The sequence below is a fragment of the Paracoccus everestensis genome (genome assembly GCF_021491915.1).
Taxonomy (GTDB): domain Bacteria; phylum Pseudomonadota; class Alphaproteobacteria; order Rhodobacterales; family Rhodobacteraceae; genus Paracoccus; species Paracoccus everestensis.
The window spans coordinates 2,904,281-2,926,682 of sequence record NZ_CP090836.1; the positions used below are offsets into that span (position 1 = coordinate 2,904,281).

Annotated in this window: 22 protein-coding genes, 3 pseudogenes and 1 riboswitch; of the genes and pseudogenes, 17 read left to right on the plus strand and 8 right to left on the minus strand. The window is 63.8% G+C overall.

All coding sequences use genetic code 11. From position 1 onward, the window contains the following. Positions 1 to 11: 11 nt before the first annotated feature. From carB to LZ585_RS14565, 3 genes are all read left to right on the plus strand, one after another. Positions 12 to 3,350 (plus strand): carbamoyl-phosphate synthase large subunit, encoded by a 3,339-nt coding sequence (gene carB / locus LZ585_RS14555; RefSeq protein ID WP_234854258.1) that lies wholly within the window; start codon positions 12 to 14, stop codon positions 3,348 to 3,350. Positions 3,351 to 4,107: 757 nt separating this feature from the next. Next, positions 4,108 to 4,662 carry a hypothetical protein gene (locus LZ585_RS14560; RefSeq protein ID WP_234854259.1) on the plus strand — a complete coding sequence of 185 codons (555 nt, stop codon included), beginning with the start codon at positions 4,108 to 4,110 and terminating at the stop codon, positions 4,660 to 4,662. Positions 4,663 to 4,712: 50 nt separating this feature from the next. Continuing rightward, positions 4,713 to 5,648: an IS110 family RNA-guided transposase gene (locus tag LZ585_RS14565; protein WP_234855850.1), complete on the plus strand. Its 936-nt coding sequence runs from the start codon at positions 4,713 to 4,715 to the stop codon at positions 5,646 to 5,648. A 632-nt stretch (positions 5,649 to 6,280) separates the two neighbouring features. Here the strand turns inward: LZ585_RS14565 and LZ585_RS14570 are convergent. From LZ585_RS14570 to LZ585_RS14595, 6 genes are all read right to left on the minus strand, one after another. Next, the gene (locus tag LZ585_RS14570) at positions 6,281 to 7,051 is read right to left on the minus strand and encodes a DUF1217 domain-containing protein (protein WP_234854260.1); all 771 of its coding nucleotides are present in this window, start codon (positions 7,049 to 7,051) and stop codon (positions 6,281 to 6,283) included. Positions 7,052 to 7,058: 7 nt separating this feature from the next. Beyond that, positions 7,059 to 7,463 carry a flagellar biosynthesis repressor FlbT gene (flbT, locus tag LZ585_RS14575; RefSeq protein WP_234854261.1) on the minus strand — a complete coding sequence of 135 codons (405 nt, stop codon included), beginning with the start codon at positions 7,461 to 7,463 and terminating at the stop codon, positions 7,059 to 7,061. Continuing rightward, positions 7,460 to 7,825: a flagellar biosynthesis regulator FlaF gene (gene flaF / locus LZ585_RS14580; RefSeq protein WP_234854262.1), complete on the minus strand. Its 366-nt coding sequence runs from the start codon at positions 7,823 to 7,825 to the stop codon at positions 7,460 to 7,462. The genes flbT and flaF overlap by 4 nt, the downstream gene beginning before the upstream one ends. A 70-nt stretch (positions 7,826 to 7,895) precedes the next feature. After that, entirely contained in the window at positions 7,896 to 8,807 is a 912-nt protein-coding gene (locus LZ585_RS14585) for a flagellin N-terminal helical domain-containing protein (RefSeq protein WP_234854264.1), read from the minus strand. Positions 8,808 to 8,979: 172 nt separating this feature from the next. Next, entirely contained in the window at positions 8,980 to 9,297 is a 318-nt protein-coding gene (locus LZ585_RS14590; protein WP_234854265.1) for a hypothetical protein, read from the minus strand. Then, entirely contained in the window at positions 9,294 to 9,539 is a 246-nt protein-coding gene (locus LZ585_RS14595; protein WP_234854267.1) for a hypothetical protein, read from the minus strand. The genes LZ585_RS14590 and LZ585_RS14595 overlap by 4 nt, the downstream gene beginning before the upstream one ends. 139 nt (positions 9,540 to 9,678) lie before the next feature. On the opposite strand from LZ585_RS14595, the gene fliK reads away from it, so the two are divergent. Together fliK and LZ585_RS14605 are read left to right on the plus strand one after the other, a co-directional pair. After that, complete coding sequence (gene fliK, locus LZ585_RS14600) at positions 9,679 to 10,512, plus strand: flagellar hook-length control protein FliK (protein WP_234854268.1); 834 nt, start codon at positions 9,679 to 9,681, stop codon at positions 10,510 to 10,512. Positions 10,513 to 10,524: 12 nt separating this feature from the next. After that, complete coding sequence (locus LZ585_RS14605) at positions 10,525 to 11,187, plus strand: flagellar hook capping FlgD N-terminal domain-containing protein (RefSeq protein WP_234854270.1); 663 nt, start codon at positions 10,525 to 10,527, stop codon at positions 11,185 to 11,187. On the opposite strand, the gene cbbR is transcribed toward LZ585_RS14605, so the two are convergent. After that, positions 11,184 to 12,104, minus strand: a complete 921-nt coding sequence (gene cbbR / locus LZ585_RS14610; RefSeq protein ID WP_234854271.1) for a LysR family regulator CbbR — start codon at positions 12,102 to 12,104, stop codon at positions 11,184 to 11,186. The two genes, LZ585_RS14605 and cbbR, sit on opposite strands and share 4 nt — an antisense overlap. 96 nt (positions 12,105 to 12,200) lie before the next feature. On the opposite strand from cbbR, the gene LZ585_RS14975 reads away from it, so the two are divergent. The 10 genes and pseudogenes from LZ585_RS14975 (at position 12,201) to LZ585_RS14660 (ending at position 18,824) form a co-directional block, all read left to right on the plus strand. Continuing rightward, the gene (locus tag LZ585_RS14975) at positions 12,201 to 12,506 is read left to right on the plus strand and encodes a hypothetical protein (protein ID WP_234854272.1); all 306 of its coding nucleotides are present in this window, start codon (positions 12,201 to 12,203) and stop codon (positions 12,504 to 12,506) included. After that, positions 12,503 to 12,784 (plus strand): hypothetical protein, encoded by a 282-nt coding sequence (locus tag LZ585_RS14980; protein ID WP_234854274.1) that lies wholly within the window; start codon positions 12,503 to 12,505, stop codon positions 12,782 to 12,784. Before LZ585_RS14975 ends, LZ585_RS14980 begins: the two co-directional genes overlap by 4 nt. 9 nt (positions 12,785 to 12,793) lie before the next feature. Further along, positions 12,794 to 13,666, plus strand: coding sequence for a phosphoribulokinase (locus LZ585_RS14625; protein WP_234854275.1), 873 nt, complete (start codon positions 12,794 to 12,796; stop codon positions 13,664 to 13,666). A gap of 18 nt (positions 13,667 to 13,684) precedes the next feature. After that, positions 13,685 to 15,101: pseudogene (locus LZ585_RS14630) on the plus strand (transketolase); the annotation flags it as partial. A gap of 65 nt (positions 15,102 to 15,166) precedes the next feature. Then, positions 15,167 to 15,434 (plus strand): annotated as a pseudogene (locus tag LZ585_RS14635) (class II fructose-bisphosphate aldolase); the annotation flags it as partial. A gap of 201 nt (positions 15,435 to 15,635) precedes the next feature. Next, positions 15,636 to 16,099 (plus strand): annotated as a pseudogene (locus tag LZ585_RS14640) (RuBisCO large subunit C-terminal-like domain-containing protein); the annotation flags it as partial. Between the two features lie 86 nt (positions 16,100 to 16,185). Continuing rightward, positions 16,186 to 16,602, plus strand: coding sequence for a ribulose bisphosphate carboxylase small subunit (locus LZ585_RS14645; protein WP_234854276.1), 417 nt, complete (start codon positions 16,186 to 16,188; stop codon positions 16,600 to 16,602). A gap of 232 nt (positions 16,603 to 16,834) precedes the next feature. After that, on the plus strand, positions 16,835 to 16,993 hold the full coding sequence (locus LZ585_RS14905) for a hypothetical protein (protein ID WP_315857616.1): 159 nt from the start codon (positions 16,835 to 16,837) through the stop codon (positions 16,991 to 16,993). Between the two features lie 299 nt (positions 16,994 to 17,292). Next, positions 17,293 to 17,991 (plus strand): ribulose-phosphate 3-epimerase, encoded by a 699-nt coding sequence (gene rpe, locus LZ585_RS14655; protein ID WP_234854277.1) that lies wholly within the window; start codon positions 17,293 to 17,295, stop codon positions 17,989 to 17,991. A 53-nt stretch (positions 17,992 to 18,044) separates the two neighbouring features. Next, a complete protein-coding gene (locus tag LZ585_RS14660; protein WP_234854279.1) occupies positions 18,045 to 18,824 on the plus strand; it encodes an SDR family oxidoreductase in 780 nt (259 codons plus the stop codon). On the opposite strand, the gene LZ585_RS14665 is transcribed toward LZ585_RS14660, so the two are convergent. After that, positions 18,821 to 20,503, minus strand: a complete 1,683-nt coding sequence (locus tag LZ585_RS14665; RefSeq protein ID WP_234854280.1) for a glycosyl transferase family 90 — start codon at positions 20,501 to 20,503, stop codon at positions 18,821 to 18,823. The two genes, LZ585_RS14660 and LZ585_RS14665, sit on opposite strands and share 4 nt — an antisense overlap. Before the next feature lie 122 nt (positions 20,504 to 20,625). Further along, a riboswitch (glycine riboswitch) is annotated at positions 20,626 to 20,714 on the plus strand. 145 nt (positions 20,715 to 20,859) lie between these two features. On the opposite strand from LZ585_RS14665, the gene gcvT reads away from it, so the two are divergent. Further along, on the plus strand, positions 20,860 to 21,984 hold the full coding sequence (gene gcvT / locus LZ585_RS14670; protein ID WP_234854282.1) for a glycine cleavage system aminomethyltransferase GcvT: 1,125 nt from the start codon (positions 20,860 to 20,862) through the stop codon (positions 21,982 to 21,984). Between the two features lie 12 nt (positions 21,985 to 21,996). Continuing rightward, positions 21,997 to 22,353: a glycine cleavage system protein GcvH gene (gene gcvH / locus LZ585_RS14675; RefSeq protein WP_234855851.1), complete on the plus strand. Its 357-nt coding sequence runs from the start codon at positions 21,997 to 21,999 to the stop codon at positions 22,351 to 22,353. Positions 22,354 to 22,402 lie beyond the last annotated feature (49 nt).

The window sequence follows — 22,402 nt, forward strand, 5'->3', positions numbered from 1 at the left end:
AGGACCAAGCCATGCCGAAAAGAACCGATATCAAGTCGATCCTGATCATCGGCGCAGGCCCCATCGTCATCGGCCAGGCCTGCGAGTTCGACTATTCCGGCGCCCAGGCCTGCAAGGCGCTGCGCGAGGAAGGATACCGGGTGATCCTGGTGAATTCCAATCCCGCGACGATCATGACCGACCCGGAAATGGCCGATGCCACCTATATCGAGCCGATCACCCCCGAGATCGTCGAAAAGATCATCGCCAAGGAACGCCCCGACGCGCTGCTGCCGACGATGGGCGGGCAGACCGGGCTGAACACGGCCTTGGCGCTGGCCGACATGGGCGTGCTGAACCGCTATGGCGTGGAACTGATCGGCGCGCAGCGTGCCGCCATCGAGATGGCCGAGGATCGCAAGCTGTTCCGCGAGGCGATGGACCGGATCGGCTTGGAAAACCCCAAGGCTACCATCGTCGCCGCGCCGAAACTTGCCAGCGGCAAATACGACGTCAACGCGGGCGTGGCGCAGGCCATGGACGCGCTGGAGGACATCGGCCTGCCGGCCATCATCCGTCCCGCCTTTACCCTGGGCGGGACCGGCGGCGGCGTTGCCTATAACCGCGACGACTACGAACGGATCGTGCGGTCCGGCCTGGACGCCAGCCCCGTGGCGCAGGTTCTGGTCGATGAAAGCCTGCTGGGCTGGAAGGAATTCGAGATGGAGGTCGTGCGGGATCGCAACGACAACGCCATCATCGTCTGCGCCATCGAAAACGTCGATCCGATGGGCGTGCATACCGGCGATTCCATCACCGTGGCCCCGGCCCTGACGCTGACCGATCGCGAATACCAGATAATGCGCAACGGCTCTATCGCCGTGCTGCGCGAAATCGGCGTGGAAACCGGCGGATCCAACGTGCAATGGGCGATCAACCCGGCCGATGGCCGCATGGTCGTGATCGAGATGAACCCGCGCGTGTCGCGATCCTCGGCACTTGCATCGAAGGCAACCGGCTTTCCCATTGCCAAGATCGCCGCGAAACTGGCCGTGGGCTATACGCTGGACGAGTTGGACAACGACATCACCAAGGTGACGCCCGCGTCTTTCGAACCCTCCATCGATTATGTCGTGACCAAGATCCCGCGCTTTGCCTTTGAGAAGTTTCCCGGATCAAAGCCCGAACTGACTACGGCGATGAAATCCGTGGGCGAGGTCATGGCCATCGGCCGTTCCTTCCACGAATCGCTGCAAAAGGCACTTGCCTCGATGGAGACCGGCCTGACTGGCCTGGACGAGATCGCCATCGAAGGCGCCGCCGACCAAGGCAAGCCCGCCGTCATCGCCGCCTTGTCGAAAGCCACCCCCGACCGCATCCGCGTCATTGCCGAGGCGATGCGCTTTGGCTTGGGCGATGACGAAATCGGGCGCATCACTAGCTTCGACCCCTGGTTCCTGGCCCGCATCCGCGAAATCGTCGATGCCGAACACAAGCTGCGCCACAATGGCCTGCCTGCCGATGCCGAAGGGCTGCGCGCCGTCAAGATGATGGGCTTTACCGATGCCCGCCTGGCCAGCCTGACCAAGCGCGACGAACATGACATCCGCCGCATCCGCCGCAAGCTGGACGTGGTTCCCGTCTTCAAGCGCATCGACACCTGCGCCGCCGAATTCGAGGCCCAGACCCCCTATATGTATTCCACCTATGAAGCCCCGGCGATGGGCGACGTGGAATGCGAATCGCGCCCGACCAATGCCAAGAAGGTCGTCATCTTGGGCGGCGGGCCGAACCGGATCGGCCAGGGGATCGAGTTCGATTACTGCTGCTGCCACGCCTGCTTTGCGCTGACCGATGCGGGCTACGAGACGATCATGGTCAACTGCAACCCGGAAACGGTCAGCACCGATTACGACACCAGCGACCGGCTGTATTTCGAGCCGCTGACGCTGGAACACGTTCTGGAAATCCTGCGCGTGGAACAGGAAAACGGCACCTTGCACGGCGTCATCGTCCAGTTCGGCGGCCAGACTCCCTTGAAGCTGGCCAATGCCCTTGAAGCCGAACGGATCCCGATCCTGGGCACCACCCCCGACGCCATCGACCTGGCCGAGGACCGCGAGCGGTTCCAGCATCTGCTGAACGATCTGGGCCTGCGTCAGCCCATCAACGGCATCGCCCATTCCGACGAGCAGGCCATTCAGATCGCCGAGCGCATCGGCTTTCCGCTGGTGATCCGCCCGTCCTATGTGCTGGGGGGCCGCGCGATGGAGATCGTGCGCGACATGGACCACCTGCGCCGCTATATCACCGAGGCGGTCAAGGTGTCCGGCAAGAATCCGGTGCTGTTGGACAGCTATCTGTCCGGCGCGATCGAGGTCGATGTGGACGCCTTGTCGGACGGTGAAAACGTCCATGTCGCGGGCATCATGGAACATATCGAGGAAGCGGGGGTCCATTCGGGCGACAGCGCCTGTTCCCTGCCCCCTCATACCCTGGACGCCGCCACCATCGAGGAACTGAAAAAGCAGACCGTGGCGATGGCGCGCGCGCTGAAGGTCAAGGGCTTGATGAACGTGCAATTCGCGCTGAAAGACGGCGCGATCTATGTGCTCGAGGTGAACCCGCGCGCGTCCCGCACCGTGCCCTTTGTCGCCAAGGCTACCGACAGCGCCATTGCATCGATCGCGGCGCGGCTGATGGCGGGCGAGCCCATGTCGAACTTCCCCCTGCGCGCGCCCTATCCCGAAGGCGTCGGCCCGGAAACCGACCTGCCCTTCGCCGATCCGATGACCCTGGCCGATCCGATCACACCCTGGTTTTCCGTCAAGGAGGCCGTGCTGCCCTTTGCCCGCTTCCCTGGCGTCGATACGCTGCTTGGCCCGGAAATGCGTTCGACGGGCGAAGTCATGGGCTGGGACCGCAATTTCGCCCGCGCCTTCCTCAAGGCGCAGATGGGCGCGGGATCGAACCTGCCCTTTGAAGGCCGCATTTTTGTTTCCGTCAAGGACGCCGACAAGACCGAGGCCTTGGCCGGCGCCGCCCGCGACCTGACATCGATGGGCTTTTCCTTGATCGCAACCAGCGGCACTGCCGATTTCCTGGCGGCTGCGGGGGTCGAGACTGCCCGTGTGAACAAGGTTTACGAAGGCCGCCCCAACATCGTCGACCGGATGAAGAATGGTGAAATCGCCATGGTCCTGAACACGACTGAGGGTGTCCAGGCCATCGCCGACTCCCGCGAGATCCGTGCGGTGGCGCTGTATGACAAGATCCCCTACTTCACCACGGCCGCGGGCAGCATCGCGGCCGTCGCAGCCGTCAAGTCGCGCGAGGAAGGCGAGGTCGGCGTCAGAAGCCTGCAGGCCTGAGGGGATATCGGAATGCGACCGACCGACAGTGTACATAACTGTCGGTCGTGACCGAAGGACAGCATCGGCGAGTTCGAGTTGGGCGTGCTCGGAACGAGGATGCTCGATGCTGCCAGGTCGAAGGCGCGCCGGGGCAAACTGTACCTTTCGGTGCCGTTTGGCTATGTCTGGCATCGCGAAGCAGGCTTGGGGCTCGATCCAGATCTCCGAATGCAGGAAGTGATCCGGCTCATCTTCGCCCGCTTCCACGAACTTGGCAGCGCGCGCCAGGTGCTGTTGCCGGTGACGGCGGATCAGATCCACCTCCCTCAGCCTTCAGATGAGGGCCGCGGGACCAGCTTCACCTGGTTGCCGACCCGCTACCGCGATGTCATCGCGGTTCTCAAGAACCATTCTATGCAGGCGCTTATCCTTACGGAAAGAGTGAGAAGCGTATCTCCCTTGTCGACGGGCGTGCCGCGCGGATTTACGGGTAGGGCAAGCCGGCAGGAACTTGGGAAATTTTCATCAAGGACCACTACAAGGGCTACATCAGTTGGGAGGTCTAAGAGCGCAACCAGAAGCAGTTGGCGCTCAGCACCTATGGCCGCGCGCCGGCGGCACGAAGTCAGGCTGGGGCGGCAAGGCGTTACTGTCGGGGATCATAACGTACGGGCGGTGTGGACGACGACTGAGTGTCGCCTATACAGGCAACCCGCAAAGTCGGCCGGTCTATCGTTGGGACAAGCCCAACCTGATGATATGCCTGCCCCGGTGCATGACCTTTGGCGTCCAAGTGTTGAGGGGGCGGTTGCGCGCGCGCTGCTGCGCGGGAGAACCGCTGGCGATCGAGGCCGCGTTCGAGGCAGAGCGAATACACCGGGAACGACAGGAGGATCGGCGCCAGATCCTCGATCTGGAACTGCAGCAGGCCTGTTGCGAAGCCGCTCTTGCCGAGCGTTGCTATGCGGCCTGCGATCCTGACAACCGTCTGATCGCCGCGCGGTTGGAGAAGAACTGGGAAACAGCGCTGCGCCGCGTGCGGGATCTGGAAGCCCGCCAATTTGGCAAACATTCATCGACCATCGAGATCGATCCGCGCACCTTCGCCAATCTGGCGGACAATCTGTCAGCGGCTTGGAATGCGCCCGATGTGACAATGGGACGATTATTCCTCCTTGTCTTATTCAGGGGCTGGCTTCTGAGGGTATACAGGAGCCACTGCCCGCAACGCCATTTATGGCGGGCAGTGGCGGCGGTTGGATCGTCATCTGCTGGGTCAGCAAGGACCGTTTCGGAGTTTGATCAACCGCCGTCTTCACCAGGGGCCTGAACGGATACGCGTGTTTGCGTCACGCATGACAAGCATAGGACATGGCGAAGATGACTGAACATACCATTGGCATCGACATCTCGAAAACCCATCTCGACGCCTTCCGACTGGAAGACCAGGCGGCGCGGCGGTTCGAGAACGCGCCCCGGGGCTTCCGGGCCTTGATCCGCTGGCTCGGCCAGACGCCGGTCGCCCGCATCGTCTTCGAACCGACAGGGCCTTATCATCGGGCCTTCGAGACGGCGCTGTCGGGCAAGCTGCCGCTGGTCAAGGTCAATCCGCTGCAGGCCCGGCGCTTTGCCGAAGCGTGCGGGATGCGGGCCAAGACCGATGCCATCGATGCACGCATCCTGGCTCGGATGGGGGCCGCCCTGAGGCTGGAACCGGATGCGCCAGCCGCGGAAAACCTGCTTGCGCTCAAAGACTTGCAGGTGGCACGGACGGCACTGGTCAAGGAGCGCACCCGCCTGCGCAACCGCAGCCATGTGCAGCTCAATCCGATCCTGAAACGCCAGAGCAAGGTGCGCCTGACCCTCGTCGAGCGCCAGCTCGCCGAGCTTGATGCCGCGATTGCACGCCATATCGCCAGCGACAAAGCCCTGGAGCGCAAGCGCGAGATCCTGTGCTCGATCCCCGGCCTCGGACCCATCGCCGCCGCGCTGATCCTCACCTTCCTGCCGGAAATCGGCACCCTCGACAGAAAGCAGGCCGGAAGTCTCGCAGGTCTTGTCCCGAACAGCCGCGAGTCCGGTCAATGGAAGGGAAAGTCATTCATCAGCGGCGGGCGAAAGCCCCTGCGTGACGCGCTCTACATGCCTGCCCTCGTGGCCATGCGCTTCCACCCTGATCTCAAGGCGAAGTATCACGCCCTGCGCGAGGCCGGAAAGCCCGCCAAGCTGGCCATCGTCACGCTCATGCGCAAGCTCATCGAAACGGCCAACGCTCTCGTCAAAGCCGACCGCAATTGGGCCCCTAAACCGACTTGACCAGGACGGATACTCTGAACGCTGATTGCCGATATTGTCGTGGATGTTGAGATGCGGTGCGCGAGGTCGTCCTCACGATCCATTGGCGGGGCGGTCGCCACTCGGAACTGAGGGTTCGCAAACCTCGAGCGGGCGAACAGGGTTGTGAGACCACCGGGGATGCGCTGGGGGTGATGCGGAGCATGGCAGGACGCTGGTCGGACGACCATGTCGCCGCCTCGCTCAATCGCATGGGAATGCCCACAGGACAGGGCAAAACCTAGACGGCGCACTGTGTCGCCTTGGGCCGGCCTGTGCGTGGCATCCACGCCTGCCGGTCCACGGAAATGGATGGCGCCTGGCTGACCATGACCGAAGCAGCCAAAGTCGTGGGCGTCGCAAACCACCGGATACGCCGCCTCATCCGGGCAGGCGTGCTGCCTGCCGAGCAGGTTGTTCGTGGCGCGCCTTGCCAAATCCGTGCCGATGACTCGACTCGACGCAGGATCACGCCGCGGCAACCCGAAACAGTCGCCCGTGTCGCCTTGCCGATACAGACACGCTTCCAAGGTTTACAGATAGGTGATGAAGGAGTGCGCAATGACTCGGCCGTCGCCAAGCTCATAGCTACCTGCTCCCTGCATTTCAGTCCTTTATCTCGATAGCAGGGACAATGCGGCAGCATAGCGGTTGCTGGTCGTCGCGGTTTGGACCTGTGACAGGGCAAGATAGCGCGTGGTCAGCTTGTCGATGGTGGCGTCCGTCGAAATCGCGGAAAAGCTGCTGCTGCCTAGAAACCGTTCTGAGGCCGACATGAACTCCTCAAGCTGACGATCGACCGACAGGTTGGCGATTGAACTGAGCATCCTGAAGGCCCCTGCAAAAACGGTGCGCAGAGGTTCGTTGCCCAGAACTTCATACCACAGGGTCTTGTCACTGGATGTGCGGGTGGCAAAGGCCTTGACCTCGTTCCGGGCGTTCAGGGCCAAGCGATAGCTTTCATCCCCCTCGCCCACGCGCTTTTCGAATTGCCGTTGGACATAGGCCTGCGTCAGTGCCTTACCCGTCGCGACGGCGTCTGTCCGCTTGTCAAAAGCTTGGGCCAGCTTCAGATAACGCTTGTCCCCCAACCGGTTGACCAGGGATGCGCTGTCCCCCAAATCCGCTTCCAACACCTTGCGGATGAAGGCCTTGCTGGCAAGATCGCTGTCCAGGCCAAAGGCGCCAAGCGCCACCTGCAGCATCTTGTAATCACCGACCAAATCCGCAGCCGTGGTGGTGGCCGTCAGGTTTTCCTGGAGATAGGCGGTGGCCCGTTGCACCGTAGGGTCTTTCGCCGTGGCCTCGAGCTGACGGGATTCCATGCGCTGCAACACACGCCATCCCGCCAAGCCGCTTAACCCCACGGTGATTGCTGCGGTCATGGCACCCTCATTGACGGCGGGCTTGGATAAGCTGGTCTTCCTGGGGCAGCAGGTCACGCAGCCGCCGCAGGGCGGGATAAACTGCGCCGTCTTCGACGCTGATCCGCGCGTCGCATAGGGCAGCCTGGCTGGCCTTGTCCTCGAACACCAAGGCCAGTTGTGCGATAGCCAGGAGCAATTGGCGCCTGCCTTCGTCCAGAGCAGCGTCACCTGACAGGATCAGTTGCGCGATATAGCAGGCACGGCCGACTGGGGTGTTTGCGCGGTCGGGATGGATCGCGTCCTTGAGGCGCAGGACATTCGCATTGGGTGTGCGGATGGCGATCTTGGATCGACGATCACCGTTTTCGATAACGGCCCCGTTGATCAGCACGCGTTCGTTTGGCGCAAGCTTTAGAACAAGGCCGCTCATGCCGAGGCCTCCTGGCGCAACCCGCGCATCATGGCCATATTGATGTCGATCAGCGGGGCAAGGCTGACTTTGCCAGACAAAGCCTGATGGCCGTGACGCAGCGCAAAGCCGGCCAGCGACAGCAGCCCCGCCCGGACAGCGTCCGGCAGCGCGTTGCCGGGGTCGGCAAGGTCGCTTGCCAGAATGGTCCAAAGTTGGTTGTTCTTGTCCACGGCGGCGATCGTATCCGGGCCACACCCGGCCTCGGCCGCTTGGCGCAACATCCGGGTCACGCGCGAGAAGACATCGTATTCGGCATCGCGCGCGGTGCGGACGACGCTGTTGCCATAGCCAGTGTTGGAAAAAGAAGGGACCGCGTTCAAGGGTGATCATCCTGATCTGAAGGGTCAGCGATAGCGGGGCGCCACAGGGCGCCCCAACGAGTATCCTGGATCAGCGGAACAAGCTCATGATCGCCGAGGGCGCCTGGTTGGCGATCGATAGGGCCTGGATGCCCAGCTGCTGCTGGGTTTGTAGCGCCTGCAAGCGGGCCGAGGCTTCTTCCATGTCGGCATCCACCAGAGAACCGATGCCCACCTTAAGAGAGTCGGCAAGCTTCCCAACGAACTCTGATTGATCAGAGATCCTTTTGGCAGCCGCACCAAGCTTGGCAGAGCCAGCTACGGCGATGTCCAACAGGTTCTCGATCTTCGAAACTGCAGTAGTCACGTCGTCCTGGTCGGCCAGCGTGCCAATAGCGGAAGAGGAATGTCCCACCCCGCTCGTCGCCAAGGTGGAGGCGTCTGTAGCAACGTAGGCACGATCATATCCAAGCGAAGCAACCTGAATCAGCCCCGCAGTGGTCGTGCCACTGCCAGAGGCACGATTCAGAGAAGCCAGCACCGTGAAGTTTTGAACGGCCGTACCTGTTACCGCAGCTTGACCGGGCACACCACCAGCCTTCAGCAGGTTCACCCCGTTCATCTGCGTGCCAGCAATGATCGACGTGATCTGCTTCTCTTTCTCGGCAATGTCATTGGTGACCTTGGCGAAGTCAAAGCCATCGGTTCCTGCTCGAGAAGCGAGATCCTTCATCTCATTCAGAACTTTTACAATTTGCTCAGAGCCGCTGAGTGCAGTCCCAACAGTTGCTCCGGCAACATTCAGGCTGCTCTGGATCGAACGAAGCGACGATTGGTCTGTCTCCATGATTTTCGAGATAGCCCAGACCGCAGCGTTGTCTTTGGCGGAACCGATCGACTTGCCGGTCGCGATTTCCGACTGCGCCTTGTTCAGGTTGGCATTGACGTTCTTCAGGGTTTGCAGGGCGACGATGGCGCCATTGTTGGTCAGAATACTGGACATCTTATCCTCGGATATAATGGATGCTTTGCATCCTTGATTGTGACAATTGGCCTTCTGACCCTGGGTGTTTATCCCTGTGCCGCTTTTGGCATGACCACAGTCCTAGCAGCCGGTGATTGATGGATAGTGAATCTTCCCTCGCCCCTCAAATACCGAACACAAAGGATTTTAGTTAAAACCGCTGCGCCAGCATGGCATTGGTGGGCGTATTGCGGCGCTGGCCCGCCTGGTCATAGGTTTGCAGGCTGCGCGCATTCTTGACGATGTCGCGGATTTGGTCGATGGCACGCTGGGTGCCGCGCGCCGAATCCTCGGCCAGGCGGCGCAGGTGTTGCAGAACCTGCTCGGTTTGCGCCTTCGATTCGGCATCCAGCCCGTCGCGTTCGAATCGGTGGGCAAGCGTCTCGATCCGGACAAGGGCCTGGGCTGCGTCGCCGGAAATGATGGCCTGTTCGATGCCGCGCAGGATTTCGCGGTGCTTGGGTTTCATTGCCCCATCCATTTGCTGAATCCCAGATCCATGCGGTCCGCCAGGGCCGCGGCCTGTTCCTGGATCAGGAAGCTGGAAAACTGGTCTTCGCCAATGCCGCCGCCGAACGCGCCGGTGTTGGATTTCGGACCGCAGTATTTCAGCATCTCCTCCAGAAACAGTTGTTCGAGTTGTTCGGATGGCGGGCGTGGCGGGGACGCGGACGCGGACGCGGACGCCGTTGAAACTTGGTTGACCTGCATGACCATTTTCCCGATTGCGGATATTTTTCATGATTAGCGTCTCACGGTAAATAAATCGTAAGGACTTATCCTTATTCCTGAAGGCCTCAGGTTGGGAATCGGGCCTATGTCAGAGAGTTTTGTTTTACCGGTCGCGAATATGATCCAAGCCTCGGTTCTTGCCGAACCTGTGGTCGAGGGCGAGGAGGATGCATCGGACTTCACCGTCGAGGAGGTTGCGATTGACGAGTTGCCGACCGATGCGATTTCGGCAGACATGGTTGATGGGGGCCAGCCCCCCCAGGACCGGTTGCAGATGCTGATCGAGGACTTGTCGGGGATTACCGGCGCCTTTCGCCAAGCTCCGGCCGAGGAGGGGCAAGAGGGAGTGGAGGCGGATATCCCCGAAATCAAGGTGGCCCCGCCCGAATTGGGGCCGCGGGTCGCCCAGGCCGCGCCACTTGATCCCCCGCTTGTCCTGTTGGTCCAGGCAGCCACCGATATGCCGCAGATCGACCTTGTGCCCGCCGACCTGTCCCTCCTGCCCGTTCATCCGTCGCGCGACGCCGCAGCGGCCTCCCCGGACCGGCCGCTGATCCGGGTTCCTGTCCCATCGGTGGTGCGCCAGATGGCGGAGGCGATCGTCACAGCCCGCGAGGACCGGATCGAGGTTGCCCTTGCGCCCGAGGAACTAGGCCGCATCCGCATGGTCATGACCGGGCCGGAACACAGCCCCCATGTGCTGGTCTGGGCCGAACGGCCCGAGATCCTGGACCAGCTGCGCCGCAATGCCTCGATCTTGCAGGACTGTTTCGGCGATGCCGGAATGGCCGACGCGTCCTTTGAGTTCCAAGACGACAACGGGACCGGGACCGGCGGCCAGAAGCCGTTTCCCGAAGCGGCCCGGCAGGGCTTTGACGTGACCGAATCTGTTCCTGTTCCCGTTGCCTGGACGCCCATGGCGATCCCGGCGCGTCTGGACATCCGCATCTGAAAGGAAAAACGCTTGGTTTCCGCAATCACCGGCGCAACGACCGCGACCGCCGCCTCGGCCGCCCCGCCCACCGCTTTCACGACCGCCCAGTCGACGAATTTCGACACCTTCCTCAAGATGCTGACCACGCAGTTGCAGAACCAGGATCCCCTGAACCCGATGGAGGGCAGCGATTTCGCCGTCCAGCTTGCGACCTTCTCGGGGGTCGAACAGCAGGCGCAGACCAACAAGCTGCTGGAACAGATGCTGACGCAGTCGGGCGGCAGCCTGGGCCAGCTGGCCGAGTGGATTGGGAAAGAGGTGCGGACGACCGAACCCGTCTGGTTCGGGGACAAGCCTCTGACATTGGACATCGCCCCGGACAGCCGTGCCGACAACGTCACCTTGGTGACGCTGAACGAAGCGGGCAAGGAGGTGTTGAGAGAGGAAATCGGGCCGGGCGAAGGCCAGATCGACTGGCTGGGCCGCAATGACAGCGGTGAGAAGCTGGCCGACGGTCGCTATTTCTTTGTCATCGAAAGCATGAAGTCGGGCGAGGTGATTTCCGAAGATCGGGTCGGCGCCTATGTCCGCGTGGCCGAGGCCGAGGTCGGCGCACAAGGGGTCGAGTTGATCTTTGAAGGGGGCGGATCGGCCCTTGCTGCCCAGATCGAGGCCCTTCGCGGCGGAACCTAAAGCTGCGGCAGAAAGGCGCCGCGCATCGTCAGGATCTCCTCGCTGATCCGGGCGGTGGCGGGGCTGGGCTGCCGATCGGCGCGGCGCAGCAGATACCAGCTTCGCTGGATCGGCAGTCCGATGCCCCGCAGCGCGATCAGGCGGCCCGACCGCAATTCCTCGGTCACGGTGTGCTGGGATATCAGCGCGATCCCCAGGCCCGCGATCACCGCCTGCTTGATCGTCTCGTTGGTGCCCATTTCGACCGCGCGCCATGTCGCGCCTTCGCCGATGCGATCCAGAAAGCGGGTCATCAGGGTGCGGGTGCCCGATCCTTCCTCGCGTGACAGAAAGGTCTGGGCCAGCAGGTCGCCGGGCATCACCGGGTCGGCGGGGGCCAATGGATGATCGGGTGCAGCGATGATGATATGGGGATGGGGTCCGACAGGGTCGGCGATCACCGCCGGTTCGCGCGGCGGGCGGCCCATGATCGCCAGATCCAGTTGATCGGCCGCAAGCGCCGCCAGGATCGTGTCGCGGTTGCCAATGCGCAACGTCACCTCGATATCGGGCAAAAGTCGCAAAAGCCGGGCGACCAGGCCGGGGGCGAAATATTTGCCGGTGGACACCACGCCCAGCACCACGGTGCCAACATGGCCTTGCTGCAAGGCGCGGATATCACGCCCTGCGCGGGCTAAGGCGGTGGCGATCTGCGCCTCGGCCAAAAGCAAGGCCTGCCCCTCGGGGGTCGGGCGAAAGGCGCCGTGTTCGGCCCGAGCTACCAGGAGACGACCGGCCAACTCCTCTAGCCCCCGCAGCTGGCTGTGGATGGCGGGCGTGGTTAATCCCAGCAGGCTTGCGGCGCCCGTCAGGCTGCCGCTGTCAGCCACCGCGCGCAGGCAGCGCAGCTGCCGCAAGCTGATCCCATCAATCTTCATTTTCATCAAATTTTAATACATCTTCCAGATTATTAAATTTCCTTGAAATTTTCTGCCTGTCAATCTGCCCTCGTCGAACGCCATGAGGAGGGGCCGATGACCGCGCCCAGCATCGAAACGACCCATATGCCGCCGCAAGTCCGGCCGCTGATGCTGGCAATCGACCCGCTGGACGGTTCGTCGAACATCGACACCAATGTGTCCATCAGCACGATCTTCGCGGTCTGTCCCGCCAAGGATCAGCCTGACGCCAGCTTCTTGCGCCCCGCGCGCGAATTGATCGCAGGGGGATGCATCATCCTTGGTCCGCGCTGCTGCCTGATGGTCAGCTTTGGCGACGGCACGCAAATCTATACGCTGAACCCCGACACGGACAGCTTCGACCTGACCGCCCCCGCATGACCATGCCCATCTGCTTTTTCGAATTCGCCATCAGCGCGTCGCACTATCGTCATTGGCCGCCCGTTCCGCGCCTATATCGACGGCTGCCTGGCCGGGATCGACGGCCCCCGTGCGCAGAACTTCAACTTACGCTGGACGCCACTATCACCGACCTTCACGGGCGCACGCCGCTGGTCTTTGGATTTGCCGCAAAAGCGGACCGCGTCGCCGCCTGTCACGACCTGCCCGACGCCGAGGTGTCCGCCCTGTTCGGCCATCGCGGCCTGTTGTGGGCCTGAGGTATATCCATGAGCAAGAAGCACCCCATCATTTCCGTCACCGGCAGTTCCGGGGCGGGCACCACCACGGTCAAGTCCACCTTCGACCAAATCTTCCGCCGCGAGGGGATCCGCGCCGTCAGCATCGAGGGCGATGCCTTCCAGCGCTTCGACCGGCAGGCCATGAAGGACGAACTGGCCCGCCGCCAGGCCGCGGGCGATCAGACCTTCAGCCATTTCAGCTTTGATGCCAATGAACTGGAGAAGCTGGAGGAGATCTTCCGCATCTATGGCGAGACGGGCAGCGGGGAAACCCGCCATTATGTCCACGATGACCGCGAGGCCGAACGCTGGAGCACGCCGCCCGGCACGTTTACCCCCTGGGCACCTTTCGAGGCAGGATCGGACCTGCTGTTCTACGAAGGGCTGCACGGCGCGGTGGTCAATGACAGCGTCAACCTGGCGGGCTTGGCGGATCTGAAGATCGGCGTGGTGCCCGTCATCAACCTTGAGTGGATCCAGAAGATCCACCGCGACAAGGCCTCCCGCGGCTATTCGACCGAGGCCGTGACCGACACGATCCTGCGCCGGATGCATGCCTATGTGCATTGCATCTGCCCGCAATTCACCCAGACCGACATCAATTTCCAGCGGGTGCCGGTGGTCGATACCTCGAACCCCTTCATCGCCCGCTGGATCCCCACCGCCGACGAAAGCCTGGTGGTGATCCGGTTCCGCAACCCGCGCGGCGTCGATTTTCCCTATCTGACCCAGATGATCGACGGGTCGTGGATGACGCGGGCCAATTCCATCGTCATTCCGGGACCGAAAAGCGACCTTGCCATGCAGCTGATCCTGACGCCGATGATCCTGCGTCTGGTTGCCGACGCCAAGCGCGCCTGAGGCCATGCGATGAACCAGATGACCCGCATCGATCCAGTTCTGAAAGCCAAGATAGCGAACGCGATCCGTGCCCTGGCAATGGACGCGGTCGAGGCCGCCACATCGCCCATCCCGGCGCGCCCATGGGGATGGCCGATGGCCGATGTGGCGACCGTCCTGTTCAACCGCTTCATCCGGGTGGATCCGGCTTATCCCCGCTGGCCTGATCGCGACCGCTTCGTGATGTCGGCGGGGCATGGGTCAATGCTGGTCTATGCCGTCAATCACCTGCTGGGCCATGACGACATGGGCACCGACCAGATCCGCGTCTTCCGGCAGACGGGATCGCGCACGGCAGGCCACCCAGAATACGGCCCTGCCAAGGGGATCGAGATCACGGCCGGCCCCCTGGGCCAGGGCATCACCAGCGCCGTCGGCATGGCGTTGGCGGAACGCATGGCCCATGCCCGCTGGCCGGACCTGAGGGACCGCTGGACCTATGTGATTGCGGGCGAAGGCTGCCTGATGGAGGCGATCAGCCAAGAGGCAATCGACCTGGTGGGCCACCTGCGGCTGGGCGGCTGATCGTGCCGTGGGACGACAACCGCATTACCATCGACGGCAGGACGGACCTGTCCACCCGCGCCGACCAGAAGGTGCGCTTTGCCGCTGCGCGCTGGCATATGCAGGCGGTGGACAGGCATGACCGCGAGGCAGTCGCCGCGGCCATTCAGGCCGCGTGGGCCGACGACCGCCGCTCGATGGTCGCCTGCAAGACCATCATCGACTTTGGCGCGCCGAACAAGCGGGGCGGCCACGATGCCCACGGCGCGCCTTTGGGGCCGAAGACATCGCCGCCCGCAAGATGCGGGATCGGCCGTACGACCCTTCTATCCGCCTAAAAGGATTTGATCGCTAATCATTACCAAAGGCTTGTTGCGGTTCGCCCGAAGGTCGCAACCCGCAAGGCCAGCGAAATGGCGTTGGAGGCCATCAACGCGACCCTGCCCCGGACCATTGGCGGAAGCGCGGATCTGAACGGGTCGAAACTGACCCGCAGCAAGGGAATGCAGGCTGTACGCCCGGACGACTATGCGGGCCGCTATGTCCATTGTGGTATTCGCGAACATGGCATGGCGGCGGTGATGAACGGGACTGCGTTGCATGGCGGGTTCATCCCCTATGGCGGGAAATTCCCGGCATTCCCCGACTATTCCCGGCCCGCGATCCGGCTGGGCGCACAGATGAGGGTGCCGATCGTCCATGTGATGGACCCATGACAACATCGATTTGAGCGAAGACGGCCTGATCTACCAGCTGGTCAAGCATCTGGCATCCTTGCGCACCATCCCGAACCTTCAGGTGTTCCCCCGCCGGTGCGGTGGCAACCGCCGAGGCCTGGGAAATCGCCCTGACCAGCCAGTCCACCCCCTCGGTCCTGGCCTTGGCCAAGCAGCTTATCACGGGAGAGAACTGATGGCGCTGATCACGCTGAGATAGCTTTTAGACCATGGCTATGGCGTGCCCGCCTTTAACATCAACAACATAGAACAGGGTCTGGCGATCCTGAAAGCCACCGCCGTCGATGCCTGGTCATCCTGCAAGCCAGCCGGGCGCGCGGTCTTATGCCGGCGACATCACGCTGCGCCGCAAGGCCGAGGCCCTGGCCGAGACTAACCCCGGCATCCCGATCTGCCTGCACCAGGACCACGGCAACAACCTGGCGACCTGCATGTCGGCGATCCGCCACGGCTTCACATCGGTGATGATGGACGGGTCGCTGCACGCTGTGCCGCGACCGGTTCGAACGCTTCGGCACGGCGGGGCAGGCACCCAAGACCAAGGTCATCGCGATGGACAAGAGGGTCAACCACTATGCGTCGGGGTTCTGGACCCGGCCATCACCGGCGCGAAAGCCGCCGGAGAGGAGGAGTCACCACGAACGAGATGCCAACCAAGCTGGACGCCAAAAGCGCTACGCCGCAGGTTCGTGGGCAAGCTGGAAGGCGATCCGGCCACCACCAAGGGCTATTACGACATCTTCCGCGAGGATCGGAATCCGATGGCCCAGGAAAACGGCTCTTCTTCGAACAGGACTGGGCATCGCTCAACAAGATGATGCCTGTCGCCTCGGGCGGGATCCATGCGGGCCAGATGCACCAGCTACTGACCTATTTGGGCGAGGATGTGGTCCTGCAATTCGGCGGCGGAACCATCGGCCATCCGCACGGCATCTAGGCTGGCGCGACCGCGAACCGCGTGGCGCTGGAGGCGATGGTCTTTGCGCGCAACGCCGATCGCGACATCTGGAACGAGGGCGAGGATATCCTGCGCAACGCGGCCAGGACCTGCACGCCGCTGAAGCAGGCGTTGGATGTGTGGAAGGACGTGCCCTTCAACTATGCCTCGACCGGTGCGCCTGATTTCACGCCGATGGCCGAAGTGTCGATGTGATCCCAACGGTGCGTGTGAACACGCGCCCTACCCGCCCCTAGGGTGCGTGCTTGCACGCACCGCCCCCGCCACAAGGGACAAAACCCATGAAACTGCGCCAAGGACAGTTCAGCTTTCTGCCCGACCTGTCGGACGACGACATCCGGGTCCAGGCCCAATACGCTATCGGCAATGGCTGGGCCGTGTCGGTCGAATACACCGACGACCCCCATCCTTGGGACACCTATTGGGAAATGTGGGGCCATCCGATGTTGGACAACCCGGACGCCGCCGTGGTCTTCCAGGTCAACGAATGCCGCAAGGAACATGGCGGCAAGTACATCCGCGTCATCGCCTTTGGCGCATCGCCCGGTTGGGAATCCGTCAGCATGAGCGTCATCGTGAACCGCCCAGCCAGCGAACCCGGCTTCGGCATGGTCCGTCAGGAAGGCGAGGGCCGCAGCATCCGATACACCATCGAAAGCCATACTATGCGCGAACCTGCAGGCGCGCGATACGCCTGATCCCTTCCGGCGGTGTCCCCCCCACCGCCCAAGCTTTTGTGAAAGGTGCCCCAATGGACGATCCCCGCCCCACCCATGTCGATCTGGCCGCATCCTTCGAGTAAAGCGGCGTGCGCGAACTGGATGAGACCCTGACAGGCCTTGAACCGGTCAAGTCCCACATCCGCGAGACCGCCGCCCTGCTGCTGGGGGACAAGGCCGCCGCCAGCTGGGGCTGGCTGTCGAAACGTCCATGCTGCATATGTTCTTGACCGGCAAGACCACCGTGGCGCTGAAGATGGCCAGCCTGCTGCACCGCCTGGGCTATGGCCGCAAGGGCCGCTCGCGCATCGCATCGAACTTCCCGAGCATAGCGGTCCCGAACTGCTGCATATCGCGGAAAAGATGCTGACCAGCCAGAACTACCGTCTGGACGATGATGCGCGAACGGCGATGGAGCAGTATATCACCGCCCGCCGGACCCTGCCGCATTCGCCAATACCCGGCAGGTTCGAAACGCGCTGGACCGCGTTCACCTGCGCCAGGCCGACCGCCTGATCAACAAGGCGAAGGGGCCCATGGACGCCTTCCGCCTGTCGCTGATCGCCGAACCCAACATCCGCGTTTTCGGGGCGGGCTGGACATGGACAGGCTTGACGCGCAGGGCGCAAACCGCCAATCCGCTGCGGAATGATTGGGAAAGGGACCGCCATGACCTTCGACCGCAGCATCAAGATCGCGCCTTCCATCCTATCCGCCGACTTCGCCAATTTCGGGGCCGAGATCCGCGCCATCGAGGATCAGGGTGCGGACTGGGTCCATGTCGATGTGATGGACGGGCATTTCGTGCCGAACCTGACCTTCGGCCCGCCTGCCGTGAACGCGTTTCGTCCCCATGTCACGACCTTCATGGATGTCCACCTGATGATCGCCCCGGTGGACCCCTATATCGAGGCCTATGCCGAGGCGGGCGCCGACATGATCACCGCCCATGTCGAGGCCGGTCCCCATCCCCACCGCACCCTGCAGGCGATCCGAGCGACAGGGAAAAAGGCCGGGATCGCGCTCAATCCCGGCACCCCGGTCGAGGCGGTGGAATACCTGCTGGATCTGGCCGACATGGTGCTGGTGATGACCGTGAACCCCGGCTTCGGGGGGCAAAAGTTCATCCACGGCCAGGTGGACAAGATCGCCCGCCTGCGCGGCATGATCGGCGACCGGCCCATCCATATCCAGGTGGACGGCGGCGTGGATCCCAAGACCGCATCCCTTGTGGCCAAGGCCGGGGCGGATGTGCTGGTCGCAGGATCGGCGGTGTTCAAGGGCGGGTCGGTCAGCCAGCCGCAGGTTTACGGGCAGAACATCCGCACGATCCGCGAGGCCGCAAGGGGACTGTCGCAAGCGGTTTGACAATCCCCCGCTCCCTGCGCTTTCCTGCCGGGGAACAACGCAGGGGAGCGGTCATGGATCTGGGCATCAGGGGAAAGCGCGGGCTGGTCTGCGCGGCGTCAAAGGGTCTGGGGCGCGGCTGCGCCGAAGCCCTGGCCGAGGCAGGGGTCGATCTGGTCATCAACAGCCGCACCGAATCCGAGATCACCAGGACGGCCGAGGAGATCGCACGGAAGCACGGCGTTTCCGTCACCCCCGTCGCCGCCGACATCACCACCGAGGAAGGCCGCGCCAAGGTGCTGGCCGCGGTCGGACAAGCCGATATCCTGGTCACCAACGCGGGCGGCCCGCCGCCGGGCGATTGGCGCGACTGGAGCCGCGACGATTTCATTCGCGCCATCGACGCAAATATGCTGTCGGCGATCGCGCTGATGCAGGCGCTTGTGCCCGGCATGATGGACCGGGGCTGGGGCCGGGTGGTCAACATCACCTCGGCCTCGGTTCGCTCGCCCGTATCGGTGCTGGGGCTGTCCAATACCGCGCGGACCGGGCTGACCGGATTTGTCGCGGGAATGTCGCGCCAGGTGGCGGGGCATGGGGTCTGCGTGAACAACATCCTGCCCGGCATTCATGCGACCGCCCGCGCCGACAGCCTGGACAAGGGTGTATCCAACAAGCAGGGCATCAGCATCGAGGACGCGCGCCGCCAGCGGCAGGCGGGCATCCCCGCGGGCACCTATGGCACGCCCGAGGATTTCGGCGCCACCTGCACCTTTCTGTGCGGTCAGCAGGCGCGGTTCATCGTGGGCCAGAACATCCTGCTGGACGGCGGCGCGCTGAACGCCACGGTCTAGGGCTGCCCGGTGGCGGCGCGATAGGCGCGCAGGATCCCTGCAAGCTGGTCCCGGCGGACCTGGGGGTCGGCCAGCACCGCGCACAGCCCCCGGGCGCGGGCGGACATCTGCTGGCAGTCGTCGGGATTGGCACGCGCCCAGGCCAGCCTTTCCGGCAGATCGCCCGCGCCGGGGCGCAGGGGGATATAATGCTGCCAGGGCTGGAAGATCCCGCGCGCGAAGGTCTCCCAGCCGTCCTCTTCCAGCAGCACGACCGAGTTGCTGTTGGCCAGCGGCAGGAAATCCTCGGCCCCCGAGGTCGCGCCCAGGCAGACCAGATAGCGGTGCGACAACAGCACATCGTCGCCCTTCCGGCTTGCAATCAGATGCGGCAGGCCCGCGAGGCCCAGGGCCTTTTCCCCCCGCGCGTCCGGGGTCAGGCCAGCATCGATCCGGTCCGATCCGTGATGGCGCAGGGCCAGTACGACGCGTGCGGCGGCGCGCAGGTCCGCCCCTGCACCCGCCTTGCCCGCCAGCAGGTCCGCCACGGCCTCGTGCACCGGGCGCAGGGGCTGGCCGTCCTGCGCGATCACATGACCAGACAGGTCGCCGCGGAAAACGGCCCGGTCCAGCTTTTGCGCAAAGGGCGGGTCGGGGCGGTCGGGGCGGCCCAGATAGCCGTCGTTGCCAAGCCGATGGATCCACGGCATCGGCCACAGGAACACATTGGCCGCCTCCGCCCTGCGGCAGCCCGCCAGCACCGGGCCGTCGCCCCCCGCATATCCGGGCTGCATGTTGATGTGATAGATGCCGCTGTCTGCCACCTGCGCGATGTCATTGGCAGTCGTGGCGATGCGCAAAAGGCGGGGCATCGCGGCATGGGCATGAAAGAACCCGTCCGGGCCTCGCCGCAGGGGCAGCGCCGCGCCGCTGCGATCACGAACCTCCTCCCGGTCCAGATCGACAATTGCCGCATGAGGGGACCCGGCCCGATGCGGGGCAGGAACAAAGGCCGCCGGACAAGCCGCGCAAACCACCGCAGCGTTGATGCTGCCGGCATCGCGATCCGCAGCCCTGTCCGGCGCCTCCAGCATCCGGGCGAGGGCCGGCAGATAGGCCTGGCGCCGCGACTTGGCCCCCGCGCCGGGGCGGCGCGGGCAATTGGACAGGTCGAACCAGGGCGCCAGGGCGTCGCGGTAATCGCCGGGGGTGGCATGGTCGATGTCGATTTCCACGAACTCGGCCCGGTTCGCAAAATAGGCGCGGCAATCGGCCAGGTGGGCATCCCATTCGTCGGCCCACAGGTCGGCCAGGTCCGCTACCGCCACGCCCCGGATCTGGGCGCAAGCGCGGGCATAGCTGCCGTTCCGGTGCATATATCGGCTGATCACCCAGTCCTCGACCCGGCGGGTGTTCAGCAGAAAGACCGAACCGGGCCAGCTTTCGTCAAGGAAGCGGAACTCCTTGAATGCCTCGACGATGGGCATATTCAAGTAACGGACGGATTCCATGTCGGTGAAGGCCACCGTGTCGGCCCAGGGCCGCAAGGGCTTCACGCCCGTCAGCTTTGACCAGGCGATGTCCTCGGCCAGGGCGCCTTCGGCCCAGTGAACGGCGGGATAGCCGTTCATCCCGAACAGGCGCGCGATAAAGGTCGTGCCGCATTTGTTGAAGCCGATCTGAAAGAATTTCCGCGCCACGCCGCCCCCTGTCCGATGCCGCGCGACCCTGCTGCGGGGGCGGGGCGCTGTCAATCGCGGCAGGGACGGGGGGATACGACAAAAGGCTTGCCTTGCGGGCGCGGCCCGGTTAGCTCTCAGGCCATCGGAACTCGGGAGAAGCTGGCCCGCGCCAGTGCCGAAGGAGCAGCCGCCCCGGCGAACTCTCAGGCAGAAGGACCGTTTTCCGCCAAGAACTCTGGAGAGTGGCCGATCCGGCCCGCCGAAGGGATAACGATCTCAGGCGCCCCGACGGGGCAAGGACAGAGGGGGCATCGTATCGGGCGAACAGCCCGCCAACCGATGCCGGCTGTCCGGCTGTTTGAGAGGAAGGTCACATGACCGACAATCCGCGCCGGACCGGGCTTTACGATCTTCACGGAAGGCTTGGCGCCCGCATGGTTCCCTTCGCAGGATGGGAAATGCCGGTCCAGTATCCGATGGGGGTGCTGGCCGAACACCTGCATACGCGCGCGCGTGCCGGGCTGTTCGATGTCAGCCACATGGGCCAGGTTCTGGTCACGCCGAACAATGGCGACGTTGCAACGGCGGCATTGGCCCTGGAACGCCTGATCCCCGCCGATGTTAAGGGCCTGGCCGAGGGGCGACAGCGTTACGGGCTGTTCACCAACGACCGGGGCGGGATCCTCGACGACCTGATGTTTGCCAACCGGGGCGATCATTTCCTGCTGGTCGTCAACGCCGGCTGCGCGGAACAGGACATCGCTCATCTGCAGACCCTGGAGGGGGTTACGGTGACGCCTGTCACGGATCGCGGGCTGCTGGCCCTGCAAGGTCCGCTGGCAGCCGAGGTTCTGTCCCGGATCGTCCCCGCCGCGGCCGATATGCGCTTCATGGACAGCCAGGTCCATGCCTGGAACGGAGAGGATTTGTGGATCTCCCGGTCGGGTTACACGGGCGAAGACGGGTTTGAGATCTCGGTTCCCCAAGACCGGCTGGAGGCCTTTGCCCAAGCCCTGCTGGATCAGCCCGAAGTTGCGCCCATCGGCCTTGGCGCTCGCGACAGCCTGCGGCTTGAGGCGGGGATGCCGCTTTACGGCCACGACATGGACGCGGACGTGACGCCCGCGCAGGCGGCCCTTGGCTGGTCGATCCCCAAGTCCCGCCGGACGGGTGGCGCGCGCGAGGGCGGGTTCCCGGGCGCAGAGTCCGTGCTGGCCGAGCTTGCAGGGCGTTCTCCTGTGACCCGTCGTGGCCTGCGACCCGATGGCCGCGCGCCGATCCGCGAAGGGGTGGCGATCTTTGCCGATCCCGAAGGCGGCGATCCGGTGGGTCAGGTCAGTTCCGGCAGCTTCGGGCCATCGGTCGGCGGTCCCATCGCCATGGCGCGGCTGCCCAAGAACCTGCCGGATGGCACGACGCTTTATGCCGAACTGCGCGGCAAGCGCATTCCCGTGACGATCACCCCCCTGCCCTTCATCCCGCCATCCTACAAACGCTGAGGAGCCACCATGCTGAAATATACCCAAGACCATGAATGGCTGCGCGCCGAAGGGGACGAGATCGTCGTCGGCATCACCGGCCATGCCAGCGAGCAGCTGGGCGATGTGGTCTTTATCGAGCTGCCCGAAGAAGGCCGGGAGGTCGAGGCGGGCGAGGAGGTCGTGGTGATCGAGTCGGTCAAGGCCGCATCCGACATCTCGGCCCCCATTGCCGGTGTGATCACGGCGGTGAACAGCGCCCTGGCCGATGCGCCGGGCAGCGTGAACGACGATGCGATGGCGGCCTGGTTCTTCCGCATCAAGCCCGCCGATCCGTCTGCAATCGAGGGCTTCATGGACGAGGATGCCTATCAGGCGCTGATCGGTTGACGACGCCGGGGGCGCTTCGCCCCCCGGCCCCCCGAGGATATTTGAGTCA